Source organism: Mesorhizobium sp. M0587 (genome assembly GCF_040320945.1).
Lineage (GTDB): Bacteria > Pseudomonadota > Alphaproteobacteria > Rhizobiales > Rhizobiaceae > Mesorhizobium.
In genome coordinates, this window is record NZ_JAMYQP010000040.1 from 1 (window position 1) to 19,397 (window position 19,397).

A 19,397-nucleotide genomic window follows, 5' to 3' on the forward strand; every position below is an offset into this window, starting at 1 on the left:
GAAAACAGCCCCCATAAACCGCTACTCTTGCAATTCCAAAGCCGCTCTCTGCCTCAATCAACATGCCACATCAACGGCTTGCGGATAGTTCACGGTCGACTACATAGATTAGTTTGGGGATGCGCAAACCTGTGCCTTTCTGTTTCGAACGGCAACCCCGAAGGAGATGCCAGGTGACGGCATGCCGGACCGTCGGCAACCGTCTTTTGGTACCCTGTGAATAGCCATGCCGGAGGCTGTGCTCAAGCGGCACGGCTATTTAGTTTAACCTCGGCTACCATTTCACGCTGAACCCGAGCTTGGCGCCTATGGCATTGCTGTCGCCGAAATCCTGGAGGCTTGTCCGGACGCTGCCCTCTCCGAAAACGGAGTAGCGGCCGTCCACCCAGCTCAGCGAGCCACCGAGGCCGACACCGCCCCACAGCGCCTGATTTTCGCTGACCAGCTTCACGCCCGAGACATCGACATCATTTCCGTCGAGGAAGTCGTAGTAGAGGTTCGCGAGCCCGTAGATATGCGTGCGGCTCACTTGCCCTTCGTCACCCGCCCACTGGTCCTCATAGTCCGCGGAGAGACCGAGGCGACCGACGAGGCTGTCGCTGCCACCAGGAGACACGACGGCGCCAAATGGGTCGGTGAAGGCGTCGAAATCGACCGCCGAATACGCGAGCTGGGCCTGCGGCGTGAGAGACCAGTTGCCGTTGAGGGCGATCTTCTGTCCGGTCTCGACACCCACGCCGTAGCCGAAACCGTCGTTGCCGTCCGCAAGCGTCGTGCCAAGCGTGGCCGACCGGATGTCACTGTCATACCAGGTCGCCTGCGCCTGCGCGTCGACGTAGAAGCCGCTGTTGCCGAACCAGGTGAGCGTGCCGCCGATGCCGTAGCCGGTGGCGGCGATCGACCCCACCCCGAAGATCGAGGAGACGTCTGACGAAGCGGTTCCGTAGTGAGCCGTGATCCCCCCGATCAGGATACCGGTCTCGCTCTCGTGCAATAGACCGTCCACGCCAGCCTGCAGCTTCCAGGTGGTCACGCCATAGTTCGTGCCGGAGGTCGACGTCTCCGGCTTGATCTCGGCATGAGCAGCCTCGATGCGTGCCCAGATTGCCTTGCCGTCGACCGGGCCTTGGCCTGGCAGGTCCGCACCTTGCGGCGTCGCGCCTTCGCCCCACGATCGATTGCCAATGCGCTGCTGCAAGGTGCCCAGTTCATTGAAGGTCTGCAGCACTCCTTCGTAAGCCTCGTACAGCGGCACGCCAGGCTGGTAGAGCGGCCCCTGTGGGCCGGTCGGGTTGACCAGCGCCGAGCGTAGATACCAGTCGCCGTCGGCCGGCGTGCTGACACCGTTCTTGTAGAGCCGGTACGCATAGGCGCCACCCACTATGGCCTGGTCGCCCCGGAAGACATAATCACCGACCAGGCTGAAGGTGCCGTTGGAGGCCCCGCCGATATCGACCACCTTGATGCCTTCGACGGTTTGCGCCCCGCCGCCGCCGAGATTGGTGACCTTCAGATCGGTGGTACCCGACGTATTGCCGGTGACCACGAGCCTGTCGGTCGGCGAAGCATCGTCGACCAGCTGGCTCTCGATTTCCAGCACGCCGCCATTACCTACATAATTGCCGGCCACCGTCAGGGTGCCAGGCACGCCGGGATTGCCGACCGCGATGACGCCGCCGGCGAAGTTGTTCGTGTCGCACACGGTGCCCGTGCCCTCGAGGCGCCCGCCCGAGTTCACATTGACGGTGCCGCACAGGCTGCCCGAGACGGAGAGTGTACCAGCGTCGATCGAGGTCGTGCCGGCAAAGCCCGCGCTATCCGAGGTGACCGCCATGGTTCCCGTGCCGCTTTTGGTCAGGGCACCGGCGCCGGTCAGCGTCCCATCCCAGGTCAGCGTCGTGCCAGCATCGGTCAGCACCGTGCCCTGGCCGAGAAGGTTCATCGCGCGGCCGCTGTTGAAGCTCGCCGTCGTGCGCAGCGTGCCGCCGTTGAAAGCAAGATCGCCGGCCACATCGCCGAGATTGGCGTCGGTAGAGAGCTGCAGCGTACCGCCATTGATCGCCGTGCCGCCGGTGTAGCTGTTGCTGGCCGTGAGCACGAGCGTCCCGAGATCGATCTTGATCAGTTGGGTGTTGCCGGTCAACTGCGAGGCGATGGTGGCCGTGATACTCGCTCCGGCTGCGGTGCCGTCGCCGACACGGATAGTCGATGTCGGGCCGCCGGCGAGTGCCACGGGACCGCCTTGGATGAGATAGCCGCCGGTCAGGAACTGCATGCCGGAAGCCGCGACCTGGCCGAGGCCGTTGTCCACCGTCACCGTGCCGGCCGCGCCTGCGAAGATCGCGAACGAGCCGTCCGTGAAGGGCGCGTTGACCGCGCCTGTGCTGTCCGCCCAATTGTCGTTGCCGGTCGAATTCTGCCAGACCCCGTCGCCGCCTTCGATGACGCCGTTGAACTTCGGACCGGCAGCGCCGTCCCAGTAATTCAGTGTCAGCCCTTCCGTATTGACCAGGTTCACCTGGTTGGCGATTGCCGTCTGGACGAAGTAGTCCGTTGACGGGATCGTTCCGATCGAAAGCCCATTGTCGGTCAGCGTACCGTTGTAGCTGAACACCCGGTATACGCCGGGGCCAAATGTACCGCCGGGCGAAACCGACACGTTGAGCGTGCCGTCGAGCACCAGGTTGCCGCCGACAGTGGTCAGGTCATTGAGAGCCCCGCCCGCCACGTTGGCCTGGCCGAAGCTGTAGTACATTGTTGAGCCGCCGCTCAGTGACAGGTCGCCAAGGATGTTCAGCGTGCCGACCCCACCGCCGGCGCCGCCCGGCGACAGCGTCGCGCCGTCGGCAATCGTGACATTACCGCCAATGGTGCCAGTGCCGCCCAGCGTGGCGCTGCTGGCGATGCTGGTAAGGCCGGTCGCTGCCGTCTGGTTGCCGTCGACGATCAGGCTGCCGGCGGAAACAGTGGTGTTGCCGCTATAGGCATTGGCGCCGGTGAGGATGAGGGCGCTGTTGCCGGTCTTGGTGAGCGCACCGGCGCCACCGATCAGGCCCGACAGTGTCAGATCGGCATTGGTCTCGAAAGTGCCGCCGCCGGCATTGAGCGTAACGCCGCGGGCCGAACTGAACGACGCCGTGTTGCGCAGCGTGCCGCCGTCGAAGCTGAACGCTCCGGCCGCAGCACCCAGATTGCCGTCGCTCGACACCTGCAGCGTGCCGCTGTTGATGGCGGTGCCGCCGGTGTAGCTGTTGGTGCCACCGAGCACCAGCGTACCGAGATCGGTCTTCACCAGTTGGGTGCTGCCGGTCAGGTTCGAATTGATGGTGGCGACATAGGCTGCGCCGGGCGCCGTTCCGTCGCCGACGCGGATGATGGATGCCGGGCCGACCAGCGCGATGTCGTTCCCCTGGACGAGGTAGCCGCCGGTGGCGAACTGCATGCCTGCGGCCTGCACCTGGCCATTGGTGTTGTCGACGGTCACCGTGCCTGCAGCACCGGCGAAGATGGCGAAACTCGCATTGGAGAACGGTGCGTTGATGTCGCCGGCCTGCTCGGTCCAGTTGTCGTCGCCTGCGGCACGCCAGACGCCGTTGCCGCCGTCGACGAGGTTGTTGTTCTTGGGACCGGCATCCCCATCCCAGAAGTTCAGCGTCATTGCGCTAATGTCGACCAGGTTCACCTGGCCGACTATCGAGGTCTGCACCGCGTAATTGGGCAAGCTTTCGGAAAGGCCGAGTTGGGTGAGCGTCCCGTCGTAGCTGATGATGCGGTAGATGCCCGGGCCGAAATTGCCGCCGGGCGTCTCGGCGACGTTCAATTGCCCGTCGAGAACAAGATTGCCATGTACGACCGTGAGGTCGTTGAACGCGCCGCCCACGACATTCGCCTGGCCGAAGTTGTAGTTGAGCGTTGCGGCTGCCCCGAGTGTCAGGTCGCCGTTGATCGTCAGCGTCTGCGGCGTCGCGCCGATATCGCCCGGGTTCAGCGCGCCGCCATCCAGCACTGCGACGTTGCCGCCCACCGTGCCGATGCCGCCAAGCACGCCGCCGGCCTCGACCATGGTTGTACCGGTTGCCGCCGACTGATCGCCGTCGACGATGAGCGTGCCCTCGCGCACGTTGGTGTCGCCGTCATAGCTGTTGTTGGCGGTCAGGATCGTGACGCCGCTGCCGATCTGTTCAACCGCGCCGGTGCCCGAGATAAGGCCGGCAAAAGTATAGGCGTCTGAGCGGTCAAAGGCGAGCGTGGCGTTGTCGAGCACGTCGCCGGTCAGCGATCCCGAGGTGCCGCCATTGCCAAGCTGCAGCGTGCCCGCGGAGACAGTCGTGCCACCGGCATAGGTGTTTGCGCCGGTGAAGATGGTCGTGCCGGTGCCGACCTGGTTCACCACGCCGGTGCCGGAGATCACGCCGGCATAGGTCAGGCTGTCGGAGCGGTTGAAGACGAGCGCGGCGTTGTCGAGCACGTCGCCAATCAGCGAACCCGAGGTCCCGCCACTGCCGAGTTGCAGCGTGCCGGCCGAGATCGTCGTCCCGCCGGTGTAGGTTTCGTCCGCCGTCAGGATAAGCGCGCTGTTGCCGGTCTTGGTGAGCGCACCGGCGCCACCGATCAGGCCCGACAGTGTCAGATCGGCATTGGTCTCGAAAGTGCCGCCGCCGGCATTGAGCGTAACGCCGCGGGCCGAGCTGAACGAAGACGTGTTGCGCAGCGTGCCGCCGTCGAAGCTGAACGCTCCGGCCGCAGCACCCAGATTGCCGTCGCTCGACACCTGCAGCGTGCCGCTGTTGATGGCGGTGCCGCCGGTGTAGCTGTTGGTTCCACCGAGCACCAGCGTACCGAGATCGGTCTTCACCAGTTGGGTGCTGCCGGTCAGGTTCGAATTGATGGTGGCGACATAGGCTGCGCCGGGCGCCGTTCCGTCGCCGACGCGGATGATGGATGCCGGACCGACCAGGGCGATATCGTTCCCCTGGATCAGGTAGCCGCCGGTGGCGAACTGCATGCCTGCGGCCTGCACCTGGCCATTGGTGTTGTCGACGGTCACCGTGCCCGCAGTGCCAGCAAAGATGGCGAAGCTGGCATTGGCGAACGGCGCGGCGAAGACGCCGGTGTCGTCGGTCCAGTTCTGGTCGCCTGCCGCCCGCCAGGTCCCGTTGCCGCCATTGACGACGTTGTTGGAATGCGGCCCGGCGTCACCGTCCCAGTAGCTCAGCATCAGGCCAGCCGAATTGACCAGATTGACCTGGTTGGCGATCGAGGTCTGGACGGAATAGTTGGGATCGCTGACGGTCAGGCCATTGTTGGTGAGCGTGCCATTGTAGTTCATGACGCGATAGAGGCCCGGGCCGAACGTGCCACCGGGGCTGGTGGTGATGTTCATCTGGCCATCCAGCGTAAGATTGCCGCCGACATTGATCAGGTCGTTGAACGCACCGCCGGCGACATTCGCCTGGCCGAAATTGTAGTTGAGGGCCGAGTTGTTGTTAAGCGCCAGACTGCCGTTGATCGCCAGGGTTCCGGGGGCGTTGCCGGCGCCACCCGGATTGATGGCGCCGCCGTCGGCTACCGTGACGCTACCGCCGATGATGCCGGTGCCACCCACAGTCGCGCCGACGCCGACCAAGGTCGGCCCGGTCGCGCCCGACTGGTTACCGTTTACGAGCAGGGTGCCGGCATTGACGTTGGTCGCGCCGCTGTAGCTGTTGGTGCCGGTGAACGTCGTCACCCCGGTGCCGAGCTTGTTCACCACGCCGCTGCCCGAGATCGCGCCGGCGAAGGTGTAGGCGCTGTCGAGGTTGAAGGCGAGCGTGCCGTTGTTGGTCACGTTTGGCGTCGTGAGCGCGCCGGTCGTGGCGCCGTTGCCGACCTGCAACGTGCCGGCCTGGATCGTTGTGCCGGCGCTGTAGCTGTGATTGCCGGTCAGGATCAGTGCGCCCGCGCCCTGCTTGTTCAGGCTTCGAAGCTGGTGACATTGGCGCCATCGAGGGTGCGGCCGCCGACTGTATTCACCTGCAGCGTGTCGCCGGCTCCGCTCTCGCCGCCGGTGCCGGCATTGACGCCGGTGCCGGAAAACAGGGCGGTATCATTGAGCACCAGCGTATCGTTTCCGGCGCCAAGGTTCAGCGCGGCGCCACCCGTGTTGAGCGTGCCGCCGACATTGACGACATCGTTGCCGCCGCCGAGGTCGCCATTGGCAAGCAACGTGCCGCCCGCATTGACGTTGATCGTGCTCGCCCCGGCATCGCCAGTGATCGTTGAAGGCGTGGCGCCGGGTGCCTGCACTGTGCCATTCACGGTCAGCGTGCCGGCGCCGGTCATGGCGATCGTCGCGGTGGTCAGGGCGCCGTTCACTTGCAACGTGCCAGCGCTGATGCTGGTCGCGCCGATGGCGTTGCCTGCCGAGGTCAGCACCGTGGTGCCGGTGCCGATCTGAGCCAGGCTGCCAGGCCCGCTCAGCGTCCCCGTAAAGTTGAACGTGTCGCTGCGATTGATCGACAGCGTAGAGGTCGAGGCGTTGACAATAACGTTGCCGGCGCCGGCATTGCCGGACGTGCCGCCATTGCCGATCATCAGATTGCCGTTGTTGATAACGGTGTTGCCGGTGAATGTGTTGTTGCCGGTCAGCACCCAGGTGCCGCTGTCGTTCTTGGCCAACGTGGTGATGCCGGTGCCGGCGTCGCCGATCGATCCGGCAAGCGTGTTGTTGCCGGTGCTGGTGCCGCCCAGCGCGATCGTGCGCGCCTGGTTGGTGCCCGCAAGCGTCACTGGTCCGGTGTCGGTGAAGACCACCGCGCCCGTACCTGAGGATTCGATGAAGGTGGTGCCGGCCGAAAGCGTGAACAGACGATTGGTGGTGTCGCCCGCGCCGGTGTAGCGCAGCGTCGAGCTGTTGCCGATGATCAGATTGGACGCGGCGGCCGACGACGCGCCGATACTGCTCGCGATGCCGCCATTAGAGAGCTTGTCCACCCCGAGCACGCCGCCATTGATCGTGGTGACGCCGGTATAGCTGCTGCTCGGGTTGTTGAGAATCCAGGTGCCGACACCGTCCTTGGTGAGCGAGCTGACGCCCGTCCCATTGTTGGTGATCCGCGCGGCCAGGCTGTTATTGCCGGTATTGGTGCCGCCGAGCGTCAGCGTCTGACTGGTGTTGGGACTCGAGAACCCGATCGGCCCGGTGCCGGTAAACGCGATCGCACCCGTGCCGGACGCTTCCAGCCTGCTTGTGGCCGAGGCACCGAGCGTGAAAAGGCGATCGGTGCTACCGGCAGCGCCGGTGTAGCGCAGGGTTCCGCCATTGAGGATCAGATTGCTGGCGCTGGCGCTGGAAGCGCCGATCGCACTGTTGCTGCCGCCATTGGCCAGGCATGAAGCTTCGATCACACCGCCGTTGATCGTGGTGCTGCCGGTATAGCTGCTGCTGCAACCCGTGAGAATTTGGGTGGAGGCGCCATTCTTGACAAGGCCGCCGCTGCCGCTGATGGCGCCGGCGTAACTGGCTGCCCCGGAAGGCCAGTTCAGCGTCAGCGTCGCAGTGCCGAGCGTGACGTTGCCGCCGAGCGCACCGCCCCCGTTTAGATAGCCGACGGTGTTGTTGAAGCCGGCAAGATCGAGTGTGACACCAGCGGTGTTTGAGAGCGCGACCCCTCCAGAACCGAAGGCGCTGGTCGAGCCGGCGCGCAAGATACCCGCGGTGACGGACGTGCCGCCAGTGTAGGTGTTGGCGCCGGACAGGACCAAGGTACCAGTGCCCGCCTTCTGCAACAGCCCTGCACCTACGACCGCGCCGCCGAATTGAAGCGTGGTGGCGGGATTGTTGACCGTGAGGGTTCCAGTCCCGCCCAGCGTGAACCCGCGATTGGTGGTGGTGCTGCCGCCGGTGTAGATCAGGTTGCCGTTATTCAGGACCAGATTGGCGGAAGCGCTGCTCGACGCGCCGATGCCGCTGGCAAGCCCGCCATTGGCGAGACAGTCCACGCTCAACGTGCCACCACTTACTGAAGTGGCGCCGGTATAGCTGTTGTTGCAGCCGACGATCGTCTGGATGCCGCCGGCCGTCTGGAAGAAGCCGCCGCTGCCGCTGATCGTGCCGGTGAAAGTGCCACTAGCGCCGCCCGATGTCAGAGTGGCCGAACCCAGGACGACGGAGCCGCCGCCGGCAAGTGCACCGACCCTGTTGGCGAATCCGGCGAGATCCAGCGTCGCGCCGGCATTGACGGTCATCAGTGCGGTTTGGCTACCGAAGGCCTGAACCGAACCCGCACGCAGTGTGCCGGCGGTGATCGTCGTACCGCCTGTGTAGAGATTGGTGCCGGACAGCAGCAGCGTGCCGCCGCCTTCCTTGATCAGCCCGCCAGAACCGATCGCCGTGCCGCTGAGCGTCAGCGTGGCCGCAGGATCGCTCACGCCGATCCGGCCATTGCCAGTCCCCAGCGTGAAACCGCGGTCGCTGCTCACCGTTCCGCCGGTATATTGCAAACCACCTCCGCTCTGAAGCACAAGGTTCGCGGAATCCGCTGTCGAGGCGCCGATGCCGCTCGCCACGCCACCATTCGCAAGCGCGTTGACCGACAGGGTGCCGGCCGATACCGTCGTGATACCGGTGTAGGTGTTGGCGGCATTCGCGAGCGTCAGCGTGCCAGAGCCGGTCTTGGTCAGGCTGGCGTCGTCCGGGCCGACCACTACGCCGCCGAAAGTCAGATTGGCGCCGCCATTGTCGACCTGGATCGTCCGCGACGAACCGCCGTTCACGAGCGTGAAGCCGCGATCAGTCGTCGCGGTGCTGCCCGTATACTCCAACGTGCCGCTCTCGATCACCAGGTTCGATGAGGCCGCCGACGAAGCGCCGATGCTGCTCGCCACGCCGCCATTGGCGACGCTGCTGACGACGAGCGTGCCACCGCTGAGCGTCGTTCCACCGGTATAGCTGTTGGCGCCGGTCAGGGAGACGCGGCCGGTGCCGCCCTTGATGAAGCCGGTGGCGCCGCCATTGTCGACGATCGTCGATGCGATCGTAAACGTGCCGGTGCCCGTGCCGTTGTGCAGGACGCCGACAGCGCCGCCGCCGGCGCTGCCGGTGAGCGCGCCGCCGGTGATCGTCTGGCTGGCATTGCCGACGCTGGAGGCGACGATGATTGTGCCGTCCACGCCGAGCGTGTTGCCGCCGCCGACGGTGACCGTGGAGTTGGCCGCCGCGGTATATTTGAGGCCACCGAGCTGGACGCTACCGGTGACGGTGTTGAAAAAAGCGGTATTGGCCGCTCCTCCAGCATCGCTGACGACATCGCCGGTTAGCCAGGTGCTGGCGTCATCCTTGTTCGCGTAGGCGGTGAAGGCGGTGATGTTGCCCGCCTGCACCTGCGCGTAGTCCGTACCGTTGACCGTGGCCCATCCGAGAGCCCCGTCCGCATTGCTCGTGGTGATCGCACCGCTGGTGGGCAGCGTGAAGTCCATCAGACCGCCCGTGCGCGTCAGCGCGCCGAGGTTCAGCGTCATGCTGCCGCCGGCGCCGGACGTGGCCACGATCCGGTTGTTGCCTGCGGTGACGTTCAGCCCACTGAAGGTCTGGCTGTTCGCCAGACCCGCCGCCCCGGCGAGGGTGAGCGTGCCGCCGGCCATGTTGAGGCCGGACGCGCTCGAGATGATGTCGCTGGCCGGCGCCCCTGCGGCGGCGAAATTCAGCGCCAGCGAACCGCCATTGATCGTCGTGTCGCCAGTGTAAGTACTTTGGCCGGTCAGCGTCAGCGTGCTCGTGCCGCGCTTGACGAGGCCGCCGGTGCCGCTGATGCTGCCGGCATAGCTCGTGCTGGCAGCGCCGTTGACTGTCAGCTCGCCAGTGCCGGTCAATGCCACGCTGCCGCCGGTTCCGGCGAGCGACGTGACCATGATATCGTTATTGTTGAGGTCCAGGACACCGCCATTGACGGTTACTGCATTCGGCGTGCCGAAAGCTTGGCTGCTGCCAGCCTGCAAGGTGCCCGATGTAACGGTGGTCGTCCCGTTATAGGTGTTGGCGCCGCTGAGCAGCCAGATATTCCCTGCGCCGCCGTTCATGACGAGGTTGCCGGCACCCGAAATTACGCCCGACAGGCTGTTGTTGCCCGCGAAGCTGCCGCCAAGGGTGAAGGTGTCGGCAGGAGCCGCGGGATTGAACGCGACCGCGCCGCTGAGCGCCAGGGAACCGCTGCCGTCGTTGAGGACGCTGCTGCCGCCATTGATCGACAGGCCGCGATTGGTGCTGCTCCCGGCACCGATATAGGATAACGTACCGCTGTTGAGCGAGATGGTCCCGACTCCGGCACCCGTCCCTAGCGAACTGGCGGTGCCCTGGTCGGCCAGTGCGTTTGCCCTTACGGTAACGGACTGGATCGTGACGGCACCACCAAAGGTGTTGGCGTTATTCAATGCAATACTGCGGTTTGTCCCGCCGCCGGTGAATGCAAACGGCCGAGCTGCAAGGTTGCTGCTGATGACGCCCAGCAGCGCCAGGTCCGCAGTCTGCGCATCCAAAATGACAGACGCTGAAAAACCTCCCCCCGCGATTATGTCTCCGGTTACCGTTAGCGTGCCGGTTCCCTGATTTCTCAGAGCGGAGGAGCCGGTGCTGGGCGCCATGTTCCAGCCGCGGTTTGAGGTGTCGCCGCTACCAACATAGATGGCGGAGGCGTTGCGGACGGAGACTGCGCCGTTGGCCGCCGTGGTCGCCGCTCCCAGGGCACTCGCCTCGCCCAGATTGCCGATCGAGGTGAAGGACAGTGTCGAGCTATCGGTACCTACCGGCCCGGTGAAATCATTGGTGTCGTCGCTCAGCGTCGTCGCTGCGACCAGGGAAAAACCGCCGGACCCAGTGATGTGGGCCGAGCCGACGCCGCCGCCAATTGCGGAGGAGCCGGAGACCAGCGTAACAACGCGGCCAGCGGCTAGCGCGCCGGTGCTTCGCAGAGTCGTGCCTGCCGACAAGGCGATGCCATTGCCCGCGGCGCCAAGCGACGAGTCGCCGCTGACGTTCAGGGTGCCTCCGGCGATGTTGACGCCGCCGCTGAAGGTGTTGACGCCGGTGAGGGTCAGGACGCCGGCGCCCGCCTTGGTTAGCCCCGCATTGCCGGCAAGAATCGAATTGATCGTGGCGGTGCCGTTGGTGGTGATCGTCGGTGTCGCGCCGGCGAGCGTCAGCGTGCTGCCGGTCAGCGTATAGGTGGTGTTGACGTCGAACGTTAGGCTGTTCGCGATGATCGGCGTGTTCAGCGTCACCGTGGCGGTGGTGCCGTTGGGACCGCCGAAAATCGCATTGTCGATCGCGGCGTTGCTCCAGATGCTGTAGGGGCCGCTGACGCCATCCCCGTTGGGACTCCAGAAAGACGAGCTCGTATCCCATATGCCCGTACCGCCGCGGTTGGGCGCCGTGCCGTTGGGGTCCCAGTATCTGTCGGCACCAGCGGCCGCACCTGCGCCAAGTCCCATCAGCAGCGCCGCTGGCAGAAGCCGGGCGCCCCATGTGCGTGCAACAGACGAGACGAGATGCGCCACATTTGCCGCGTAGCTCGCCGCCTCGCCCTTCCACTTGGTCATGCGACCGCCGCGCAACATGCGCCAATCGAAGGCTGCGCTTGCAAGGTTTCCATGCACGCCAAAGCCGGATTGACTAGCGCCTCCGCCAGATCGAGAGAGCCGATGGATCGTCTCGCGATCGAGCAATTCTGACATGCCGCCCCCGTCTAAGTATTACGGGTGACTAATATGCTCACCCATTCCCGCCGCGACTCAACCCTATACTTGAGAAACATCCCAGAGTTGAGCATTACTGCCCGATATTATTGAGGGCACCTTAATTTTCTGCTCAGTGTCGCATACGCGCCACGGTCGCAACAAAGCGACACGGCACCTGCTCCGCAAAGCCGAGACGTGGGATCAATTAAACAGTTCAAAATGCCGTCGACGAACAGTCGGGAAAACGACGGCTTGTGAGCTCACATTTGGCGTTGACCTGCCACCGAACTTTCATCCAGCGGCGATTAGAGCCCCGGCGGTTTTTACGTGGGACCCGATTTTGGACCACCGGTTGGGGGATTTCCCGGGGTAGCACTCTCGGCGGACCGGATGCGCCGGAGGCATTCATGAGCGTTATGGGTGGTTTGTAACCGATGGCACCGTGAGGTCGAACCTCGTTGTAGTCTCGACGCCATTCCTCCAATTTCCGGCGAGCATCGTTAGGGCTCGGGAACAGGCCAAAAATCCGCTGCGTAGCGGGGCTGCGATGCCTAGGCGGGGATGGCTGTGTTTCCAACCATGCCTGTAGTCCCAACCATGCGTTTGCCGCGATCGACGAAACGGCGCCAGCCGCCGAAGGACGAGATATCGGACGCACCGCTCAGGCCAACGGATTCGACCAGAAAACCCTTGGCCGAACTCCCGTCCTCGAGTTCGATGGTGCCGATGCCGAGCGGCGACGGGATGGCCGCGACGAAGCGGCCGAAGGCGTCGGCCGACAGCCGCCAGATCTCGACCTCGACGGCGGCGCCCCCCTCGGTGACGCGGATCAGCCCCGGCTTGGGCACCGACTGGCCGGCCAGGGCATAGAGCCTGTAGGCGGCGGCGGTCCTTGCCGCCCGCGAGAATTGCGCGCCGAGCTGGCGGAGTTGACCGTTGAGCGGCATGCCTGACAGATGCGCACCGACGACCACGAGATCGACCATTGCGTCATCGGCGGGCGAAACCGCGGGCGCAATGTCCAGTTGCTGCCACCCGGTTGCGCCGAGTGGCAGGCCGCTCCTTGCATGGATGTCGCGTGCGAGTGCAGCGGTGAGGCCATCCATGCCCGCCTCGGCGAGCAAGGTCACGCTCATGGGCAGCCCATCGTCGCGCTCGCCTGTCGGCACGGCGATGCCGCACATGTCGAGCAGGTTGACGAAATTGGTGTAGGTGCCAAGCCGGCTGTTGGTGGCGATCGGATCGGCGAGCACCGCGTCGAGGGCATAATGCGTCGGCGCGGTCGGCACGCAGAACAGGTCGACCGAAGCGATAACAGGGGCGAGCTTGGCCTTGTAGGCCTGAAGCGCATACAAGCCCTTGAAGGCGTCGGCCGCCGACAGGCTGCGCGCGCCGCCGATGATCTTGCGCGTCACCGGATGCATGGCCGCTTCGTTGGCGTCCATGAAGTCGCGGATCGCCGCGTAGCGTTCGGCCACCCAGGCGCCTTCGTAAAGCAGATTGGCGGTCGCGTAGAAATCGCCGAATGGGATTTCGACCAGCCGGCAGCCGAGCGCCTCCAATGTGGCAAGGGCCGCTTCGAAGCCCGCCTGCATCGAGGCGTCGCCGAAGAACTGGAGATCCGACTTCGCCGACACGCCGACGCTCAGCACTGGCGGGCGCTTGGCGAGCGGCTGGACGGCCATGTCGCGCGAATACGGATCGGTGGCATCGCGCGCCGCAGCGACCGAGAATACGTGATAGGCGTCGTCGACGGTCAGCGCGAACACCGAGACGCAGTCGAGCGTGCGGCAGGCTGGCACCACGCCGGCGGCCGACAGCGCGCCGACCGTCGGCTTCAGCCCGACGATGTTGTTGAGGCCGGCGGGAATACGGCCGGAGCCGGCCGTATCGGTGCCGAGCGCGAAGGAGACGATGCCGCGCGCCGTCGCAACGGCGGATCCCGACGAGGAGCCGCCCGGTACCAGGCTGGCGTCGACAGCGTTCCTCGGGATCGGATATGGCGTGCGCACGCCGACAAGGCCGGTGGCGAACTGGTCGAGATTGGTCTTGCCCACCACCAGCGCGCCGGCCGCCTTCAGCCGTGCCACGACGGTGGCGTCCGTCTCCGGCACATAGGCATATTCGGCGCAGGCGGCAGTCGTCGGCATGCCGGCAACATCGATATTGTCCTTGACCGCGAAGGGCACGCCCCATAGCGGCTTGGCCACCGGGTCGAACGGCCCGAGCTCTTGCGCCTGCGCCAGCATCTGCGCCTTGCCGGCGAGATGAATGAAGATGCCTGGATCGTCAGCCGCCTCGATGCGGGCATGAACGGCATCGATCATGGCGGCGACATCGACGCCGGCCGCGTAGGCCGCGTGCAGGCTGCCGATATCGAAGCGGATATCACTCATTTGGCCTCCCCCAGAATGATCACCGGCAGATCCCATTGGATCAGTACGACGCAGCCGTCCTTCGTCCACACCGAATGCTCGGTCCCGACCGGGTTCAGGATCACGCTGCCGGCCGGATAATGCCCGTTCTCGTCGCTCTGCGTGCCTTCGAGCACGACGATGGTTTCCAGTCCGACATGGCGGTGGCGCGGCACGCCGGCGCCGGGCCGGTAGTCGAGGATCGCCACCGACGGTTCGGCCGGCCCGCCCTTGAGCAGCCAGTGCACCGTGATGCCCTCGCGAAAGTGCTCGAACGCCAGATCGCGCCAGCCGCCGTCGAGCAGCCCGGGAAAACCAAGATTAGGCATTGGCAATTCCCTCGAGCACCTGGTCGGTCGTCGCCGTCCAGCCGACGATGGCGCCTTGCGCCCTGATCATGGCAAGTGCGGCCGCTTTGAACTCCGGAAAATAGCTTTCCGTCGCGTCTTCGGCCAACAGGCACTCATAGCCGCGATCATTGGCCTCGCGCATCGTCGTCTGCACGCAGACCTCGGTGGTCACGCCGGCAAAGACCAGCTGCTCGGCGCCGATCCTCTTGAGATCCTCGCCGAAGGAGGTGGCATAAAAGGCACCCTTGCCGGGCTTCTCGATGACGATCTCGCCGGGCAGCGGCGCAAGCTCGTCAAGGATCGCCGTGCCCGGCTCGCCGGCGATCAGCACGCGGCCCATCGGGCCGGCATCGCCGATGCGGATAGACGGATTGCCGCGATTGCGTTTGGCCGGCGGCAAGTCCGAAAGGTCGGGCTTATGGCATTCCATGGTGTGTATCACCGGCAGGCCGGCGGCGCGAAAGCCCTCGATCAGTCTCTTCACCGTCGGCACGATCGCGGTCACCCGGCCGACGTCGTTGCCCAGGCTGGCGCCGAAGCCGCCGGGCTCGGCGAAATCGCGCTGCATGTCGATGACGACCAGCGCCACGGTCTGGGGCCTGAAGGCGAACGGAAACGGCTGCGCTGCGATTTCGGCCATCAATGATGGCCCGCCATGTGCGCGCCGATGGTCTGGACGCTCGCCTGCGCGATCGGCGTCTCGTAGACCAGCGCGCCGTCGGACATCACCAGGATGCGGTCGGAGAGTTCGAGCAATTCGTCGAGATCCTCCGACATCAACAGCACGGCGGCCCCCGCATTGCGCGCCTTCATGATGCGGGCGCGGATTTCGGCCACGGCCGAGAAGTCGAGGCCGAAGCACGGGTTGGAGACGATCAGAAGATCGACCTCGCCGGTGAGTTCGCGGGCGAGCACGGCGCGCTGGACGTTGCCGCCCGACAGCGACGCGATCGGCGAGGACAGCGAGGCAGTCTTGACCTTGAACTGCTCGACCAGCCGGGCGCTGAATGCCCGGATCGCACCGGCGCTGATCCAGTTCACCGGCCTGCCGTTGCCGTCGATGTCAAAGGTGCGGAAGGAGATGTTTTCGGCCACGGTCATTTTCGGTGCGCAGGCGTTTTTCAGCGGTTCTTCCGGGATCAGGCGGACATTGAGCGCCCGCGCTTCGGCACGCGTCGCCGTATAGCCGGAGCCGCGAACCATGACCTCGCCCGCGTCGCGCGCACGCTGTCCGGCCAGAACTTCGAGGAATTCCTTCTGGCCGTTGCCGGAAATGCCGGCAATGCCGACGATCTCGCCGGAGCGCACGCAGAGATCCTCGATGCTGATCGATTTCAGGCCGGTTCTGTCAGGCGCTTTCAGCGATTTGACCTTGAGCACGATCTCCGCATCCGGCCTGGGTTCGGCGCGACTGTCGAGCGCGGCGATCGGCTGGTCTCCGATCATCATCGCCGCCATCGCCCGGTGGTTGAGATCGGCGACGCGGCCGGTGCCGGTAAGCTTGCCCTTGCGCAGCACGCTGACCTCGTCGGCGAACGCCGTGACCTCGTGGAATTTGTGCGAGATCATCAGCACGGTGAGATCGCCGGCCTTGGTCATGTCGCGGACGAGGCCCAGCACCTCTTGGGCCTCGCCGGGCGTCAGCACCGAGGTCGGCTCGTCCAGCACCAGGAAGCTGCGGCCGAGATAGAGCTGCTTGACGATCTCCAGCTTCTGCTTCTCGCCGGCGGCGAGTTCGGCCACCTTGACGTCGAGCGGCAGCTTGAACGGCATGCGGTCCATGAACACGGCAAGTTCGCTGCGTTCCTTGCGCCAGTCGATGACGCCGGGCACCTTTTCGCGCGAGATGACCAGGTTCTCGGCACCGGTCAGCGAAGGTACCAGCGTAAAATGCTGGTAGACCATGCCGAGGCCGAGCGCGGAGGCGTCCCTGGGGCTGGCGATCCCGACCTCGCGGCCGTCGACCAGAATGTCGCCGGAGGTCGGGTGATAAAACCCCATCATGCATTTGACCAGCGTCGACTTGCCGGCGCCGTTTTCGCCGAGCAGCGCATGGAATGATCCCGCCGACACCTTCACCGACACGCCATCCAGTGCCGCGAAGCCACCGAAGCGCATGGTCATGCCGATGGTTTCGACGCCAACCGCCTTCTTGTGGATCGTTGCGCTCATTGCGGCGTCCTCACGGCAGCTGGGCGACGAGCGCGGCCGCGTTCGACACCGTGCCGAAGACGCCGCCCTGCATCTTGATCATCTTGATCGCCGCCAGATGGTTGCCATGGTCCGTCGCCCCGCAGCAATCCTCCAGCATCATGCACTCATAGCCGCGGTCGTTGGCCTCCCGCATGGTGGTGTGAACGCACACATCGGTGGTGATGCCGGTGAGCACGACGTTGCGGATGCCGCGCTGATTGAGGATCAGCTCCAGGTCGGTGGCGCAGAACGAGCCCTTGCCCGGCTTGTCGATGATCGGCTCGCCCTCGGTCGGGTAAAGGTCGGGGATGATGTCCCAGCCGGGCTCGCCGCGCACCAGGATGCGCCCGCACGGGCCAGGGTCGCCGATACCGGCATTGATGCGACGCGAGCGCCAGCGCTTGTTGGCCGGCAGGTCGGCGAGATCGGGGCGATGCCCTTCGCGCGTGTGTATGATGGTGTAGCCCTTGGCCCGCATTGCCGACAGCACCGACTTGATCGGCTCGATCGGCGCCCGCACCAGCGACAGGTCGTAGCCCATATGGTCGACATAGCCGCCCGGCCCGCAGAAATCGGTCTGCATGTCGATGATGATCAACGCCGTGTTGTCGGGCCTCAGATCGCCATTATAGGGCCAGGGATAGGGATCGGCGTCGATGTAGCGCTGGGTGATACCGGCCCTGGCGTTCATGGCAAAAACTCCGGTCTCATTTGGTGATCGACAGTTCGCCCGGCGCACCGGCCAGCGAGCGGCTCGGCGACGAGGTGGCGATCATGATGACGAGGGTGAGGATGTAAGGCGCGGCATAGAAGAGGTAGTAGCCTTGCGTGACGCCGACCGATTGCAGCGCGGGGCCGAGCGCGCCTGCCCCACCGAACAGAAGTGCGGCCGCAAAGCAGCCGAGCGGATTCCAGCGCGCGAAAATGACCAGTGCCACCGCCATCAGCCCCTGGCCAGACGAGATGCGTTCGGTCCAGCTGCCGGGATAATAGAGCGACAGATAGGCGCCGCCGATGCCGGCCAGCGCGCCGCCGACGCCGGTGGCGAGCAGGCGCACCGTATCGGGGTTGAGGCCCATGGCGCGTGCCGCGTCCGAGCTGTCGCCAACCACGCGCACGATGAGGCCGGCGCGCGTGTTGCGGAAGGCCCACCACAGCACGACCGAGAGCACTGCGCCGATGAGGAACAACACGTTGACGTCGAGCGCCGCCTGCACCTGCGGGATATCAGACCAGCCGCCGAGAGGAATGGCCGGCAGGTTGGGCGCCTTCGGCTTGATGAACGGCTTGCCGAAGAAGAAGGCGAGGCCGGATCCGAACAGCATCAGCGCTATACCGATGGCGATATCGTTGACCCGCGGGAATTTGCAGATCCAGCCGTGAAACAAGCCGAAGCACAAGCCGGCACCGGCGGCGGCGAGCAGGCCCAGCCAGGGCGAGCCGGTCATCACCGCCACGGCATAGGCGGTCATGGCGCCGAACACCAGCGTGCCTTCCAGCCCGAGATTGATGCGGCCGGACCGTTCGGTGATGGCTTCGCCGAGCGAGACGAAGATGAAGGGCGTGGAGACGCGGATGGCGCCGCCGAGGATGGCGAGCGGCACGCCCCAGAGGCCGATCCCGCTGGCGTCCATCAGTTGCTCCTCCGCCAAAGATCGGGATTGAAGGCCCTGAAGCGGCCGTAGAAGGTCTCGCTGAACAGGATGACGATGAACAGCATGCCTTGCAGCACCAGGACCGTGGCGTCGGGCAGGTCCATGCGGCGCTGGATCAGCCCGCCGGAGGCATCGATGCCGCCGAGCAGGAAGGCGACCGGAATGATGGCCAGCGGATTGTGGCGGGCAAGGAAGGCGACGAGAATGCCGGTATAGCCGTAACCGGCCGCTAGCGAGGCGTTGGCGCTGCCCTGCACCGCCGCGACCTCCAGCATGCCCGCAAGACCGGCAAAGGCGCCGGCCAGGCCGGTGAAGCCGACGACCAGCGAGCCCACGGCGAGCCCCTGCACCTGGGCCGCCCGGACATTGCCGCCGGCGATGCGGGCGGCGAATCCCCAGCGCGTCTTTTCGATCAGCACCCAGGACAGCACGCAGGCGACGACGCCGACGGCAAGCCCCCAATGGACCTCCATGCCCGGCATGTTTCCGATGCGGTAGATGTCGGCCAGCGGTTGGGTCGAGGGCTTGTTGAGCGAGGCCGGGTCGCGCAACGGTCCTTCGACCAGCTGGTTCATCAAGGCGATCGCGATATAGGCCATCAGCAGGCTGGAGATGGTCTCGTTGACGGCACGGTAGTGGCGGAGCGCGCCGACGGCACCTATCCAGATGCCGCCGGCGGCCATGCCCGCCACGCCCATGACGAGAATGACGATGAAGGAGGGGGCGCCGTCGAGCGCCATGCCGGCTGCGGCTGCGGCGACGCCGCCGAGCACGATGGCGCCCTCGCCGCCGATGACGACGAGGCCGAGCCGGGCCGGCAGCGCCACGCAGAGCGCCGCCAGCAACAGCGGTGCGGCGCGCGACAGCGAGTTCTGTACCGAGAACCACGAGCCGAAGCCGCCGCGCCACATCGTTTCATAGAGCTGGACCGGCGACTTGCCGACAGCCAGGATGAACAGGCTGAACATGGCCATGCCGACGACCAGCGCCGCGAGCGGAATGACGAAAGCCTCGGCCCGCCGGGCGATCCGCTCCAGTGCCGCCGGATAACCCTTGGCGCCGAACATCGCCGGCGC

8 protein-coding genes and 3 pseudogenes are annotated in these 19,397 nt (G+C 65.5%); all 11 read right to left on the bottom strand.

The window, feature by feature from the left end:
• Positions 1-274 precede the first annotated feature (274 nt).
• Positions 275-5,875, bottom strand: coding sequence for an autotransporter outer membrane beta-barrel domain-containing protein (locus tag NKI49_RS27300; protein ID WP_352605762.1), 5,601 nt, complete (start codon positions 5,873-5,875; stop codon positions 275-277).
• A gap of 33 nt (positions 5,876-5,908) precedes the next feature.
• Positions 5,909-5,956 (bottom strand): annotated as a pseudogene (locus tag NKI49_RS27305) (hypothetical protein); the annotation flags it as partial.
• A 326-nt stretch (positions 5,957-6,282) separates the two neighbouring features.
• Positions 6,283-11,628, bottom strand: a pseudogene (locus NKI49_RS27310) (beta strand repeat-containing protein); the annotation flags it as partial.
• Between the two features lie 460 nt (positions 11,629-12,088).
• A pseudogene (locus tag NKI49_RS33495) lies at positions 12,089-12,367 on the bottom strand (integrase core domain-containing protein); the annotation flags it as partial.
• The gene (gene atzF, locus NKI49_RS27320) at positions 12,261-14,105 is read right to left on the bottom strand and encodes an allophanate hydrolase (RefSeq protein WP_352605764.1); all 1,845 of its coding nucleotides are present in this window, start codon (positions 14,103-14,105) and stop codon (positions 12,261-12,263) included. The gene atzF and the pseudogene NKI49_RS33495, both read right to left, overlap by 107 nt.
• On the bottom strand, positions 14,102-14,452 hold the full coding sequence (locus NKI49_RS27325; RefSeq protein WP_352605766.1) for a cupin domain-containing protein: 351 nt from the start codon (positions 14,450-14,452) through the stop codon (positions 14,102-14,104). Before NKI49_RS27325 ends, atzF begins: the two co-directional genes overlap by 4 nt.
• Positions 14,445-15,113, bottom strand: a complete 669-nt coding sequence (locus NKI49_RS27330; protein WP_352605768.1) for a cysteine hydrolase family protein — start codon at positions 15,111-15,113, stop codon at positions 14,445-14,447. The genes NKI49_RS27325 and NKI49_RS27330 overlap by 8 nt, the downstream gene beginning before the upstream one ends.
• Complete coding sequence (locus NKI49_RS27335) at positions 15,113-16,645, bottom strand: ABC transporter ATP-binding protein (RefSeq protein ID WP_352605770.1); 1,533 nt, start codon at positions 16,643-16,645, stop codon at positions 15,113-15,115. Before NKI49_RS27335 ends, NKI49_RS27330 begins: the two co-directional genes overlap by 1 nt.
• Before the next feature lie 10 nt (positions 16,646-16,655).
• Positions 16,656-17,357 carry a biuret amidohydrolase gene (gene biuH, locus NKI49_RS27340; RefSeq protein WP_352605772.1) on the bottom strand — a complete coding sequence of 234 codons (702 nt, stop codon included), beginning with the start codon at positions 17,355-17,357 and terminating at the stop codon, positions 16,656-16,658.
• A gap of 16 nt (positions 17,358-17,373) precedes the next feature.
• On the bottom strand, positions 17,374-18,300 hold the full coding sequence (locus tag NKI49_RS27345; protein WP_352605774.1) for an ABC transporter permease: 927 nt from the start codon (positions 18,298-18,300) through the stop codon (positions 17,374-17,376).
• On the bottom strand, positions 18,300-19,388 hold the full coding sequence (locus NKI49_RS27350; RefSeq protein ID WP_352605850.1) for an ABC transporter permease: 1,089 nt from the start codon (positions 19,386-19,388) through the stop codon (positions 18,300-18,302). The genes NKI49_RS27345 and NKI49_RS27350 overlap by 1 nt, the downstream gene beginning before the upstream one ends.
• Positions 19,389-19,397 lie beyond the last annotated feature (9 nt).